The organism is Oligella sp. HMSC05A10 (genome assembly GCF_001808335.1).
Classification (GTDB): Bacteria; Pseudomonadota; Gammaproteobacteria; order Burkholderiales; family Burkholderiaceae_B; genus Oligella; species Oligella urethralis.
Genome location: NZ_KV792928.1, coordinates 1 through 12,792, shown reverse-complemented (window position 1 = coordinate 12,792; position 12,792 = coordinate 1). Strand labels below are relative to the sequence as shown.

The 12,792-nt window shown below is 45.1% G+C and carries 22 protein-coding genes; 21 read left to right on the top strand and 1 reads right to left on the bottom strand.

The features are described from left to right. Nucleotides 1-98: 98 nt before the first annotated feature. Nucleotides 99-1,523, top strand: a complete 1,425-nt coding sequence (locus tag HMPREF3144_RS06825; RefSeq protein WP_081941484.1) for an aspartate ammonia-lyase — start codon at nt 99-101, stop codon at nt 1,521-1,523. A gap of 69 nt (nt 1,524-1,592) precedes the next feature. Here HMPREF3144_RS06825 and dtd read toward each other — a convergent pair whose 3' ends face one another. Further along, nucleotides 1,593-2,030, bottom strand: coding sequence for a D-aminoacyl-tRNA deacylase (gene dtd, locus HMPREF3144_RS06820; protein WP_070477112.1), 438 nt, complete (start codon nt 2,028-2,030; stop codon nt 1,593-1,595). 80 nt (nt 2,031-2,110) lie between these two features. Here dtd and bioD point away from each other — a divergent pair, with 80 nt between their 5' ends. The 20 genes from bioD (at nt 2,111) to HMPREF3144_RS06725 (ending at nt 12,770) form a co-directional block, all read left to right on the top strand. After that, nucleotides 2,111-2,773 carry a dethiobiotin synthase gene (gene bioD / locus HMPREF3144_RS06815; RefSeq protein ID WP_070477110.1) on the top strand — a complete coding sequence of 221 codons (663 nt, stop codon included), beginning with the start codon at nt 2,111-2,113 and terminating at the stop codon, nt 2,771-2,773. 302 nt (nt 2,774-3,075) lie between these two features. After that, a complete protein-coding gene (rplN, locus tag HMPREF3144_RS06810) occupies nt 3,076-3,444 on the top strand; it encodes a 50S ribosomal protein L14 (RefSeq protein WP_018025410.1) in 369 nt (122 codons plus the stop codon). 10 nt (nt 3,445-3,454) lie between these two features. Beyond that, entirely contained in the window at nt 3,455-3,772 is a 318-nt protein-coding gene (gene rplX / locus HMPREF3144_RS06805) for a 50S ribosomal protein L24 (RefSeq protein WP_018025411.1), read from the top strand. 14 nt (nt 3,773-3,786) lie between these two features. After that, nucleotides 3,787-4,326, top strand: coding sequence for a 50S ribosomal protein L5 (gene rplE / locus HMPREF3144_RS06800; RefSeq protein ID WP_018025412.1), 540 nt, complete (start codon nt 3,787-3,789; stop codon nt 4,324-4,326). A gap of 14 nt (nt 4,327-4,340) precedes the next feature. Next, nucleotides 4,341-4,646 carry a 30S ribosomal protein S14 gene (gene rpsN, locus HMPREF3144_RS06795; RefSeq protein ID WP_018025413.1) on the top strand — a complete coding sequence of 102 codons (306 nt, stop codon included), beginning with the start codon at nt 4,341-4,343 and terminating at the stop codon, nt 4,644-4,646. 11 nt (nt 4,647-4,657) lie between these two features. Further along, nucleotides 4,658-5,053 (top strand): 30S ribosomal protein S8, encoded by a 396-nt coding sequence (rpsH, locus tag HMPREF3144_RS06790; protein WP_018025414.1) that lies wholly within the window; start codon nt 4,658-4,660, stop codon nt 5,051-5,053. 17 nt (nt 5,054-5,070) lie between these two features. Beyond that, a complete protein-coding gene (rplF, locus tag HMPREF3144_RS06785) occupies nt 5,071-5,604 on the top strand; it encodes a 50S ribosomal protein L6 (protein ID WP_026156715.1) in 534 nt (177 codons plus the stop codon). 21 nt (nt 5,605-5,625) lie between these two features. Next, complete coding sequence (gene rplR / locus HMPREF3144_RS06780) at nt 5,626-5,991, top strand: 50S ribosomal protein L18 (protein ID WP_018025416.1); 366 nt, start codon at nt 5,626-5,628, stop codon at nt 5,989-5,991. A 12-nt stretch (nt 5,992-6,003) separates the two neighbouring features. Further along, on the top strand, nt 6,004-6,522 hold the full coding sequence (rpsE, locus tag HMPREF3144_RS06775) for a 30S ribosomal protein S5 (protein ID WP_070477108.1): 519 nt from the start codon (nt 6,004-6,006) through the stop codon (nt 6,520-6,522). A gap of 3 nt (nt 6,523-6,525) precedes the next feature. Beyond that, entirely contained in the window at nt 6,526-6,711 is a 186-nt protein-coding gene (rpmD, locus tag HMPREF3144_RS06770; RefSeq protein ID WP_018025418.1) for a 50S ribosomal protein L30, read from the top strand. An 18-nt stretch (nt 6,712-6,729) separates the two neighbouring features. Beyond that, nucleotides 6,730-7,173, top strand: coding sequence for a 50S ribosomal protein L15 (rplO, locus tag HMPREF3144_RS06765; RefSeq protein ID WP_036557764.1), 444 nt, complete (start codon nt 6,730-6,732; stop codon nt 7,171-7,173). Between the two features lie 11 nt (nt 7,174-7,184). Beyond that, a complete protein-coding gene (gene secY / locus HMPREF3144_RS06760; protein WP_070477106.1) occupies nt 7,185-8,513 on the top strand; it encodes a preprotein translocase subunit SecY in 1,329 nt (442 codons plus the stop codon). Nucleotides 8,514-8,530: 17 nt separating this feature from the next. Next, on the top strand, nt 8,531-8,749 hold the full coding sequence (infA, locus tag HMPREF3144_RS06755) for a translation initiation factor IF-1 (protein WP_018025421.1): 219 nt from the start codon (nt 8,531-8,533) through the stop codon (nt 8,747-8,749). A 23-nt stretch (nt 8,750-8,772) separates the two neighbouring features. Beyond that, the gene (rpmJ, locus tag HMPREF3144_RS11450) at nt 8,773-8,886 is read left to right on the top strand and encodes a 50S ribosomal protein L36 (RefSeq protein WP_003805360.1); all 114 of its coding nucleotides are present in this window, start codon (nt 8,773-8,775) and stop codon (nt 8,884-8,886) included. A gap of 31 nt (nt 8,887-8,917) precedes the next feature. Beyond that, nucleotides 8,918-9,283 carry a 30S ribosomal protein S13 gene (rpsM, locus tag HMPREF3144_RS06750; protein ID WP_018025422.1) on the top strand — a complete coding sequence of 122 codons (366 nt, stop codon included), beginning with the start codon at nt 8,918-8,920 and terminating at the stop codon, nt 9,281-9,283. A 16-nt stretch (nt 9,284-9,299) separates the two neighbouring features. Then, entirely contained in the window at nt 9,300-9,695 is a 396-nt protein-coding gene (rpsK, locus tag HMPREF3144_RS06745; protein WP_018025423.1) for a 30S ribosomal protein S11, read from the top strand. 20 nt (nt 9,696-9,715) lie between these two features. Next, the gene (rpsD, locus tag HMPREF3144_RS06740) at nt 9,716-10,339 is read left to right on the top strand and encodes a 30S ribosomal protein S4 (RefSeq protein WP_018025424.1); all 624 of its coding nucleotides are present in this window, start codon (nt 9,716-9,718) and stop codon (nt 10,337-10,339) included. A gap of 178 nt (nt 10,340-10,517) precedes the next feature. Continuing rightward, nucleotides 10,518-11,501: a DNA-directed RNA polymerase subunit alpha gene (rpoA, locus tag HMPREF3144_RS06735; protein WP_036557757.1), complete on the top strand. Its 984-nt coding sequence runs from the start codon at nt 10,518-10,520 to the stop codon at nt 11,499-11,501. A 190-nt stretch (nt 11,502-11,691) separates the two neighbouring features. Continuing rightward, complete coding sequence (gene rplQ / locus HMPREF3144_RS06730; protein ID WP_018025426.1) at nt 11,692-12,087, top strand: 50S ribosomal protein L17; 396 nt, start codon at nt 11,692-11,694, stop codon at nt 12,085-12,087. Between the two features lie 176 nt (nt 12,088-12,263). Next, the gene (locus tag HMPREF3144_RS06725; protein ID WP_070477104.1) at nt 12,264-12,770 is read left to right on the top strand and encodes a hypothetical protein; all 507 of its coding nucleotides are present in this window, start codon (nt 12,264-12,266) and stop codon (nt 12,768-12,770) included. The last annotated feature ends 22 nt before the right edge of the window (nt 12,771-12,792 follow it).

Below are 12,792 nucleotides of genomic sequence, written 5' to 3'. Positions count from 1 at the left end.
TCTAAATGAAATTTTATTTGTTATGTTGCGCTGTGTCATTTTTTCATCGCAAAAAAAGTTCTATAATTTTAAATTCCATTTTTAAAAAAGAAACTATCGTGTCACACTCACAAGAATATCGTATTGAAGAAGATCTCCTCGGTCAGCTAGAAGTGCCGGCTGATGTTTATTATGGTGTACAAACCTTACGCGCAGTGAATAACTTTGATCTCTCCGGGATCACCTTGTCGCATTTTCCAAATTTTGTTAATGCCTTAGTCGTGGTTAAGCAGGCCGCGGCGGATGCTAATTATGAGTTAGGTGGCCTGACTAAGGAAAAGCACGAGGCGATTACTTACGCTTGTCAGCGCATTCTCGCTGGTGAATATCATGAGCAGTTTGTGGTTGATATGATTCAAGGGGGGGCCGGTACCTCCACCAATATGAATGCTAACGAGGTGATTGCTAACGTTGCCTTAGAGCATATGGGTTATCAAAAGGGCGAGTACCAACACTTGCACCCAAATAACGACGTCAATATGGCTCAATCGACCAATGACGCCTATCCTACCGCAATTCGTTTAGGCTTATTATTAGGTCATAAACGCCTGTTAGAGAGCCTTGCCTGCACGATTGAGGCATTTAAAGCCAAGAGTAAGGAGTTTGATCATATCCTGAAGATGGGTCGTACGCAGTTGCAAGATGCTGTGCCGATGACTTTAGGGCAGGAGTTTTTTGCTTTTGCGACTAATTTAGAAGAGGATTTGGAGCGTTTCGAAAGCTGGGCCCCTGAGCTGTTGTTAGATGTGAACTTAGGTGGTACGGCAATTGGTACCGGCATTAATGCGGATCCTAAGTATCAAGGCATTGCGGTGCGTCGCTTGGCTGAAATCAGCGGTCATCCGGTGCGTGCTGCCAAGGATTTGATTGAAGCCACCTCGGATATGGGTGACTTTGTATTATTTTCTGGCATGTTAAAGCGCACCGCCACCAAGCTATCCAAGATTTGTAATGACTTGCGTTTATTGTCTAGCGGTCCGCGTACGGGTATTCAGGAAATTAACTTACCACCGCGCCAACCGGGTAGTTCGATTATGCCGGGCAAGGTGAATCCTGTGATTCCTGAAGCGGTGAATCAGGTAGCGTTTGAGATTATTGGTAATGATTTAGCCGTTACCCTAGCGGCTGAAGCTGGTCAATTACAGTTAAATGTGATGGAGCCTTTAATTGCCTATAAGCTCTTTGATTCTACTCGTTTATTGCAGCGCGCCTTAGATATGCTGTGTAGCCTATGTATTGAGGGTATTACGGCCAACGAAGCGCATTGTAAGCACTTAGTAGAAAACTCTATCGGACTGGTGACGGCGCTTAACCCCTATATCGGTTATCAAAACTCAAGTCGTATCGCTAAAAAGGCCTTTGCGAGTGGACGCGCTGTGTTGGAGCTAGTGCGTGAAGAGGGTCTGCTGGAGGAGGATGTGTTACAGGAAATCCTCCGTCCTGAAAATATGATTACCCCACGTATGCTGACGGTAGAGCGTTAATCTAAGTTACTACGATAGCGGTCTAGTGAGCAAGGAGTGACGCATTCCTTGCTCATTATTTTTTGCGGCTCAAAAGCTCATGGGGATAGTCACTGGGCCGTCATTGATAAGCTGCACTTGCATATCCGCGCCAAAAGCGCCGCTTGCTACCGTTGGGTGTAGGCTGTTGGCATAAGCGAGGAAGGCATCATAGAGTGCTTTAGCTAATGCGGGCTCGGCGGCATTGACAAAACTTGGTCGATTGCCGCGACGAGTATCGGCTGCCAAGGTAAATTGACTCACTACCAGCAGACCGCCATTGATTTGCTGTAGCGATAAATTCATCTTCGCCTCAGTATCGCTGAAAATACGTAAATTGAGTAGCTTGTCAACGGCCTTTTTAACAGTTGCTTCGGTGTCCTGAGGCTCAGCACAGACAAACACCAACAGCCCTTGATCGATTTGAGCGTGAACTTTATTATCAATGAGTACCTGGGCTTCTTTGACCCGTTGGATTAAGCATTTCATTTCAATCTCTTTAGGATGAAGTTATCAGCATCATAACGCACAAAGAAATTTTAATTGCAAAAGGCGCAGAGCATCACATCATGAAACTAGAAAAAGGCATTTATTTTATTAGCGGCATTGATACGGATATTGGTAAGACCGTTGGTTCTGGTATTTTGGCGCGTGAGCTGATGGCTCAAGGTCGAGCCGTGATCACGCAAAAAATGGTACAAACGGGTTGTGAGTTTTTGTCCGAGGATATTGAAGAGCATCGCCGATGGATGGGTTTGGCCGAGGATGAGCGTTTTTTGGAAGATAAAGAGGGGCTGACGGCGCCGCAAATCTTTGCTTATCCCGCATCACCACATTTAGCGACGAAATTGGAAAATAAAAGCCTGGATTTGACCTTGATTGAGCAAGCAACTCAGGTGTTAGCTGAGCGTTATGAGGTGGTGCTATTAGAGGGGGCGGGCGGTTTGATGGTGCCACTGACTGAGGAATTGCTCTGTATCGACTATATCGCCACTAAAGGCTATCCCTGTATTTTGGTGACTAGCGGTCGCTTAGGAAGTATTAATCACACCTTGTTGAGCTTGCATGCCTTAAGACAGTATCAAATAACCTTGCATGGGCTGATCTATAATGCGCATCATGATTCAGAGGATTCATTAATTGCCATGGATACGCAACGCTATTTGCAAGATTATCTGCAAAAGTATTTTCCAGCAGCGCAGTTTTATGTGGTGCCAAGTCAAAAAGCTTAAATAAAACAACACTTTTTGGCGATAAAGGCTACAAGTCCTTGATCTATCAATTTAAAGGGCGTATACTCATAGATTCACTTAATAAAGTGGAAGTTTATCCAGAGATTTCAACCCAGGGTGATGTAGCAACTTAGCGCATTATCTGACGGGGCCAATACTGGTTATATTCAAGATGGCTTACTCATCATCATGGCGTGTCTTTTGCGCTACTTGCCGTAAGTCTCTTAAATGGGATCGGTGCTGTGTATTTATAAAAATAAGACGCACACCGTATATGTAACTAAGTTGGAACAGGAACTATCATGATCCAAATGCAAACCACGTTAGACGTGGCTGACAATACTGGTGCGCGTAAAGTACAGTGCATCAAGGTGTTGGGCGGCTCTAAGCGCCGTTACGCTGAAATCGGTGACATTATTAAAGTCACTGTAAAGGAAGCAGCACCACGCGGTCGCGTTAAAAAAGGCGAAATTTACAACGCAGTCGTTGTTCGCACCGCAAAGGGTGTTCGTCGTAGAGATGGCTCATTAATCCGCTTCGGTGGTAATGCAGCCGTATTGTTAAATACAAAGTTAGAACCAATCGGAACTCGTATCTTTGGTCCAGTAACTCGTGAGTTACGTGGCGATCGTTTTATGAAGATCGTTTCATTGGCTCCGGAAGTTATCTAGGGAGGCCACGATGCAACGTATTCGTAAAGGTGATGAAGTTATCGTACTGGCAGGTCGTGACAAAAAGCGTCGCGGTGTTGTGTTAGCGCGTGTTGGTGAGGACAAGGTCATTGTCGAGGGTGTTAATGTGGCTAAAAAGCACACTAAGCCTAATCCAATGCTTAACAACCCTGGTGGTATCGTTAATAAGACAATGCCTATTCATATTTCGAATGTGGCTATCATTAACCCGGAAACCGGTAAAGCTGACAAGGTTCGCATCAAGGAAGTGGACGGTCGCAAGGTTCGTGTTTTCCGCTCTAACGACAAAGTCGTTGGCGAGAAGTAATAAGGGGTAGATGAATGTCTCGTTTACAAGATTTATATAACAGCAAAATCGCTGCTGATTTGAAGGAAGAATTCAAATACAACAGCTTGATGGAAGTGCCTCGCATTAGCAAAATCACTCTTAACATGGGTGTTTCCGAGGCGGTAGCAGATCGTAAGGTCATTGAGCATGCGGTATCTGATTTAGGTAAGATTGCCGGTCAAAAGCCAGTCATTACTAAGAGCCGTAAAGCGATTGCGGGCTTTAAAATCCGCGAAGATTACCCAATCGGTTGTATGGTTACTTTGCGTGGTCGTCGTATGTATGAGTTCTTGGATCGTTTGATTCACGTTGCTCTACCACGCGTGCGTGACTTCCGTGGTGTGTCCGGTCGTTCATTTGACGGTCGCGGTAACTACAATATCGGTGTAAAAGAACAAATTATTTTCCCCGAAATTGAGTACGACAAAATCGACGCATTACGTGGTTTGAATATCAGCATCACGACCACTGCTAAAACCGACGAGGAAGCAAAGGCTTTATTAAAAGCTTTCAGTTTTCCATTCCGTAATTAATTAGGGGCAACGTTGTGGCTAAATTATCACTTATCAACCGCGATCTTAAGCGTGCTAAGTTAGTTGAAAAATACTCAGCTAAACGTGCAGCATTAAAAGCGGTCATTAATGACACCTCAAAAACAGACGAAGAGCGCTATTTAGCTCGTCTGGAATTACAACAGTTACCTCGCAACGCTAATCCAACTCGTTTGCGTAACCGTTGTGCAATTACTGGTCGCCCACGTGGTGTGCTCAGTAAGTTCGGTTTAAGTCGTCACAAAGTACGTGAGCTTGGTAATAAGGGTGAGATCCCTGGTTTAACCAAGTCTAGCTGGTAGGGAGAAGAATTATGAGCATGAGCGATCCAATCGCCGACATGTTAACTCGCATCCGCAATGCGCAGATGGTCGAGAAAGTATCGGTTTCTATGCCTTCCTCAAAGCTTAAAGTAGCGATTGCTACCGTGCTTAGAGATGAGGGTTATATCGAAAGTTTTGAAGTAAAAGGCGAAAAAGCTAAACCTGAGCTTGAGATTGCCTTGAGATATTACGCAGGTCGTCCTGTAATCGAGCGCATTGAGCGCGTATCCCGTCCCGGTCTTCGTGTATACAAAGCCAGCGGTGATATTCCTCAAGTGATGAACGGTTTAGGTGTGACCATTGTTTCAACATCGCGCGGCGTGATGACTGATCGTAAAGCACGTTCAGAAGGCGTTGGTGGCGAAGTTCTTTGCTACGTAGCATAAGGAGTATTACTATGTCTATGTCACGTATTGCTAAGAATCCCGTCGCTGTACCTAGCGGCGTTGAGGTAAAAATCAGCGATGATAATATCTTCGTTAAGGGTCCTTTAGGTGAGTTAAACCAGGCCTTAAGCGGTGACGTTATTGTTAAACTTGAAAATAACGAATTAACGTTCGAAGTGGCTAACGAGACCCGCTTTGCTAAAGCTATGTCAGGTACCTTACGTGCCTTATTGAATAACATGGTGACTGGCGTGAGCAAGGGTTTTGAGCGTCGTTTGACCTTATTGGGTGTGGGTTACCGTGCTCAAGTTCAAGGTAATGTGATCAAGATGGATCTAGGCTTCTCGCATGATGTATTGCATGAGTTGCCTGCGGGTGTGACGGCTGAGACGCCTTCACCAACCGAGATCGTTCTTAAGGGTTACGATAAGCAAGTCGTTGGTCAGCAAGCTGCCAAGATTCGCGGCTATCGTCCGCCTGAGCCATATAAAGGTAAGGGTGTTCGTTACGCTGATGAATACGTTCAGCTTAAAGAAGTTAAGAAGAAATAATAGCGCAAACAAGGATTTATCATGGATAAGAAAGTATCTCGTTTGCGTCGTGCAGCAGCGACTCGTCGCAAAATTGCTCAGTTACAGACAGCTCGTTTGTCTGTTTACCGCAGTAACTCGCACATCTACGCAAACATTATTTCGCCTGAAGGCGACAAAGTATTGGTTTCTGCTTCTACGCTTGAGCCAGAAGTGCGCCAAGAGTTAAGCAACAACAATGCTAAAAGTGGCAATGTTTCTGCTGCTGCCATCGTTGGTAAGCGCATTGCCGAAAAGGCGAAAGCCGCTCAGATCGAATCGGTTGCATTCGACCGTTCGGGTTTCCGTTATCACGGCCGCGTAAAAGCATTGGCAGAAGCTGCTCGCGAAGCCGGTCTTAAGTTCTAAGGGAGTAGTCAAATGGCAAAAGCACAAGGTAGACAAACTACTGACGAACGCGATGACGGCTTACGCGAAAAAATGATCGCCGTTAACCGTGTTAGCAAAACAGTAAAGGGTGGTCGCACCATGAGTTTTGCTGCCTTAACCGTCGTTGGTGATGGTGACGGTGGTGTCGGTATGGGTAAGGGTAAAGCACGTGAAGTACCGGTTTCTGTACAAAAAGCGATGGAAGCTGGTCGTCGTGGTATGGTTAAAATCCCTTTAAATAATGGTACCTTACACCACACAGTGATCGGTAAGCATGGCGCTTCAACCGTATTGATTTCACCAGCCGCTGAGGGTACTGGTGTGATCGCGGGCGGTCCAATGCGTGCGATTTTTGAAGTAATGGGCGTACGTAACGTGGTTGCTAAGAGCTATGGCTCACGTAACCCTTACAACTTAGTGCGCGCCACTCTTAACGGTCTTGAATCGTGCATGACGCCAAGCGATGTGGCAGCTAAGCGCGGCAAGACGGTAGAAGAGATTTTGGAGTAAGCCATGTCAGAGAAAAAAATTAAAGTTACTCTAGTACGCTCTGTTATCGGCACTAAACAAGACCATCGTGCCACCGTGCGCGGCTTAGGTCTGGGCAAGGTTAACAGCAGTCGTGTATTAGTCGATACGCCTGAAGTACGCGGTATGATCCGTAAAGTGGATTATTTAGTATCCGTGTCTGAGGCTTAATCGTAAAAAGGAATAGAGATGTCAGTAACACAACTGAATACATTATCGCCTGCTGAGGGTAGTAAAGCAGCACGTCGCCGCGTAGGTCGTGGTGTTGGTTCTGGTTTAGGTAAAACATGTGGCCGCGGTCACAAGGGTCAAAAATCACGTTCCGGCGGTTTCCATAAGGTCGGTTTTGAAGGCGGTCAAATGCCAATTCACCGTCGCTTACCTAAGCGTGGCTTTACCTCAATGTCTAAGCATTTAAATGCTGAAGTTCGTTTATCGGAATTGCAATTAATGCAAGCAGATGAAATCGATTTAGCAACGCTTAAGCAAGAGGGTGTCATCGGCCAGGGCGTGCGTTTTGTTAAAGTTATCAGCTCCGGCGAGTTATCCCGCAAGGTTAACTTAAAAGGCATCAAAGCCACTGCAGGCGCTAAAGCAGCGATTGAGGCTGCCGGCGGTTCATTAGCTGAGTAAAGGGGTTAAAGTTGGCTAAAGCACAGAGAAGGAATCAAGAAAGCGGCGCTAAATATGGCGACTTAATGAAGCGCATCCTGTTCTTGGTTACCGCTTTGGTAGTTTTCCGTTTAGGAACACATATTCCTGTCCCCGGAATTAATCCGAATGTGATGAAGGATTTGTTCGCTACCCAAGCTGATGGTATCTTAGGCTTTTTCAACATGTTCTCGGGTGGTGCATTATCACGTTTCTCCGTGTTTGCACTAGGGATTATGCCGTACATTTCATCATCAATTATTATGCAATTGATGACGGCCGTAGTCCCCTCCCTTGAGGCCCTTAAAAAAGAGGGTGAATCGGGTCGTCGTAAGATTACTCAATACACCCGCTACGGCACTGTGCTGTTAGCATTATTCCAGTCATTTGGTATTGCTTCCTTCATTCAAAACTTTGAAGGCTTGGTCTTTACACCGGGTGCAATGTTTGTATTTACGACCGTTGTTTCCTTGGTTACTGGTACCGTGTTTTTAATGTGGTTGGGTGAGCAAATTACTGAGCGTGGTTTGGGTAATGGTATTTCCATCCTAATCTTTGCCGGTATTGTGGCTGAAATGCCGACGGCAGTGTCTAATATGTTTGATTTGGTTAGTAATAATCAGATCAGTACCATCGCAGCCTTAGCAATTTTTGCGATTGTGGTGGTGATCACAGCCTTTGTGGTCTTCGTTGAAAGAGCTCAGCGTCGTATCACAGTGAACTATGCAAAACGCCAAGTTGGTAATAAAATCTACGGTGGTCAGAGTTCACACTTACCGTTAAAATTAAATATGGCAGGTGTGATTCCGGCGATTTTCGCCTCCTCCATTATTTTATTCCCGGCGACGATTGCCAGCTTTTTTTCGCAGGCAAATGAAATTCGTTGGTTGAGTGACTTATCTGCGGCTTTGCAACCTGGTCAACCTTTATACATTACCGTGTTTACAGCGTTGATCATTTTCTTCTGCTTTTTCTATACCGCTTTAGTGTTTAATAGCCGAGAAACAGCAGACAATCTAAAGAGAAGTGGTGCGTTTATTCCGGGTATCCGTCCGGGACGTCAAACGAGCCGGTATATCGATAAGATTCTGATGCGTTTAACCTTAGTTGGCGCAATCTACATCACCTTAGTGTGTTTAGTCCCGGAATTCTTACGGATGCAATGGCAGAATATCCCCTTCTACTTTGGGGGTACCTCGTTATTGATTATTGTTGTGGTGAGCATGGATTTCATGGCTCAGGTACAAACCTACTTAATGTCACAACAATACGATTCACTACTTAAAAAGTCCAGCTTTCGCGGCTCGACCATGATTAGATAGGAAGTTTAGGTAAAAGCATGGCAAAAGATGACGTCATTCAAATGCAAGGTGAGGTAATTGAAAACCTCCCCAATGCAACATTCCGCATCAAGCTGGAAAATGACCATGTGGTATTAGGTCACATCTCCGGTAAAATGCGTATGCACTATATTAGGATTCTGCCCGGTGATAAAGTCACTGTGGAGCTCACGCCCTACGATTTGTCTCGTGGAAGAATCGTTTTCCGTTCTAAATAAACGGCACAATTAAGGAGTCAACCATGAAGGTAATGGCATCGGTAAAACGGATCTGCCGCAACTGCAAGATTATTAAACGTCATGGAGTTGTGCGTGTAATTTGTACAGATCCACGTCATAAGCAACGTCAGGGTTAATCCTGCGTAGACATAAGTAAGAGGAACAGTCATGGCCCGTATTGCAGGCATTAACATTCCGCCGCATCAACATGCAGAAATTGGTCTTACCGCTATTTACGGTATCGGTCGCAGCCGCTCTCGTCAGATTTGCGAGGCAGTTGGTATCGAATACTCCAAAAAGGTAAAAGACTTAACAGATGCAGAGCTCGAAGCGATTCGTGAGCAATTGGCTCAGTTCACTATCGAGGGTGATTTGCGACGTGAAGTTCAGTTATCAATTAAACGTTTAATGGACTTAGGCACCTATCGTGGCATGCGCCATCGTAGAGGTCTGCCGGTTCGTGGACAGCGTACTCGCACTAATGCTCGTACTCGTAAGGGTCCGCGTCGTGCAGCTATGTCCTTGAAAAAATAATTTGGGGTAGCAAATTATGGCGAAAGCTTCTAGCGCAGGTCGTGCGCGTAAAAAAATCAGAAAGGTAGTAACGGACGGTATCGCACACGTTCAAGCTACTTTTAATAACACAATCATCACAATTACTGACCGTCAAGGTAATACCTTGTCATGGGCGACGTCGGGTGGCGCGGGCTTTAAAGGCTCTCGTAAATCGACGCCTTTTGCAGCGCAGGTTGCAGCCGAGTCAGCGGGACGTGAAGCTTTAGAATATGGTATTAAAAACCTAGAGGTACGTGTAAAAGGTCCCGGCCCCGGCCGTGAATCTTCTATCCGTTCACTAAATGCACTAGGTATCAAAATTACTAGTATTACTGACGTAACACCACTTCCCCACAACGGTTGCCGTCCGCCAAAACGCCGTCGCATCTAATATAGGATTAAGGGAATAAAATGGCACGTTATACTGGTCCAAAATGTAAACTTTCACGTCGTGAAGGTATCGATTTAAACTTAAAGAGCGCTCGTCGCCCAATCGATTCTAAGTGTAAATTTGATTCTAAGCCTGGTCAGCACGGTCGTACTTCAGGTCAACGTACCTCTGACTACGGTGTACAGTTACGCGAAAAACAAAAACTTAAGCGTATGTACGGTGTACTGGAGAAGCAATTCCGTAAGTACTTCAAAGAAGCTGAACGCCGCCGTGGTAATACCGGTGAGACTTTGATTCAATTACTTGAGTCACGTTTAGATAACGTTGTATATCGCATGGGCTTTGGCTCAACGCGTGCAGAAGCACGTCAGTTAGTGGCCCACGGTGCGATTGAGCTTAACGGACATAAAGCTGATATTCCATCCATGCTGATTAAAGCTGGTGATGTGATTTCTGTCCGTGAAAAGTCACAAAAGCAATTGCGCATCAAAGAAGCAATGGATTTAGCTTCTGGTATCGGCCTACCTCAGTGGGTTGAGGTTGATGCTGCTAAGTTCTCAGGTGTCTTTAAGCAAGCGCCTGAGCGTAGTGATGTGGCACAGGATATTGACGAGTCACTCGTAGTTGAGTTGTACTCTCGTTAATATACAATCAATACAGCACGAATTTTTTATTCGTGCTGTATTAAGCTTGTAGACCGCTTCTTAGTCTACAATATCATCGCATTCTCTTGATTCGAAGGGTTCCCTTCAGCACACTTGTTTATTATCCATCAGCCTTATCGGTGTAACGAGCCGAGGGTATTGAAAAGGAATATTTCACATGGTACAACCATTTTTAAAGCCTCGTTCTATCGAGGTTAAAGCCGAATCAGACTTTAAAGCCAAAGTGATTATGGAGCCGTTTGAGCGCGGTTTCGGTCACACCTTAGGTAATGCCTTACGTCGCATCTTATTATCTTCCATGACCGGCGTTGCCGTAACTGAAGTACAGATTAATGGCGTGGTACATGAGTACTCCACTATTTTAGGTGTGGGCGAGGATGTGGTTGATATCCTGCTTAACCTTAAAGGCGTGGTATTTAAATTGCACGACCGTGAGGAAGTCAATTTAGTGCTTAATAAGACTGGTGAAGGTCCGGTGACTGCAGCGGATATTGAGTTACCGCACGATGTAGAGATTCTTAACCCTGATCACTTAATTGCGACGTTGACTGAAAAGGCCGAGCTAAAAATGCAGATTAAGGTAGAAAAGGGCCGCGGTTATGTACCGGGTAATGTGCGCACTTTAAAAGAAGATCGTCAGCATACCCTAGGTCGTATCGTGTTAGATGCCTCTTACAGCCCGATCCGTCGTGTTAGTTATGCGGTAGAAAACGCGCGGGTTGAGCAGCGTACTGACTTAGACCGTTTAATTCTCGATATTGAGACTAATGGCGTTATTTCTGCTGAAGAAGCCGTGCGCGAAGCGGCTCGTATTTTGATGGATCAAATCTCTGTCTTTGCCGCACTTGAAAGTGATCCTCAAGAGATTGAAGCACCAGCTCGTGGTACGCCGCAGATTGATCCGGTATTACTACGTCCGGTGGATGAGTTAGAGCTTACCGTACGTTCTGCTAACTGCTTGAAGGCAGAGAGCATTTACTACATTGGTGATCTGATTCAGCGCACTGAAAATGAGCTACTTAAAACGCCTAACTTGGGTCGTAAGTCGCTTAATGAGATCAAAGAGGTCTTGGCCGCACGTGGCTTAACCCTTGGTCAGAAGCTTGAAAACTGGCCGCCCATTGGTTTAGAGCGTCCTTAATATTTTTATAAAAAGAGCAGGCGTCATACACTTATGGTCTACTCTTTATTGTAAAATAATCGATTCGCTTTTATGGCGAATATTGATACCAACCCGGTCCGCTGCCTTGCAGATAGAAGAACCGGTCTAGCGAGTTTTAGTGCTTAGGCACTCAAAGCTATTAATAAGATTTAATTTTTAGGAATGTATTATGCGTCATCGTAAAGGTTTACGTAAACTTAACCGTACTTCAGCTCACCGTACCGCCATGTTCCGTAACATGTCTGTTTCTTTAATCGAGCATGAAGCGATTAAAACCACTCTGCCTAAGGCTAAGGAATTGCGTCGTGTGATTGAGCCTTTAATCACACTAGCCAAAAACCCTACAGTTGCTAACCGCCGTTTGGCTTTTGCGCGCTTACGCGATCGTGATGCCGTTACCAAGTTATTCAATGACTTAGGTCCTCGTTTCCAAGACCGTCCAGGCGGTTATACCCGTATTCTTAAGATGGGCTTCCGTCAAGGTGATAATGCGCCGATGGCTTATATGGAGCTAGTTGATTACGCTGAGCAGCAGGAAGCTGAGGTAGCAGCAGACGAGGAGTAATTCTTTACTCTGCGTTAAGGTCGTGAGATCGTATGTAGCCCCGAGGTAGTTGATACGTCGGGGCTATTTTGTTTGCCCAGCGAGGTTGGCAAACCCGACAGGTTGAGACCTTTGAAGCAACTGGGGCTCACCCAAGCGACTCTACTGGAGACCCAAACAATATTCCCTCAAGATTCATGAAGGTATTAGAAGAACCAATGCCAGCGCAGGTCATGCCTCAACTGCTGGATAAAGAATATCTAAATAGTTTTATAACAGCGACTAATGCAACGAAGCCAGAACATGATACAAACGCTGCTATTAAACTGTCTAGAGATTTAGTAGATGAAGGAGTCTCACCAAGAAATGCTTTAAATGTACAAGGAAATGTACCCTCTGAGTATCCACTATCAGGGGCAGCTCAAACAGCAGAAAACTTAATTAATGCAACAGCGGAGGCAGTAGGAGAGCAGAAACTGAAAGAAAGCCCACTCGAAAAAAGACTTAAATTTGAAGAATCATTAAGTGCTAATAAAGAAGGTTTCCGTACTGACCCATATAAAGCAATGATAAAAAAAGCGATGGAGTTAAGTAATCAGGGCTTTATAGAGATAGATGGAAAGGCTGTTCCATTACATGACGAGGTAATTCAACATGCCTTATCCTCAGTGCCTAATAATTTTTGGTTGATGCTGAGCCTGTAAATAATTTTGTGTAACTTCCTTT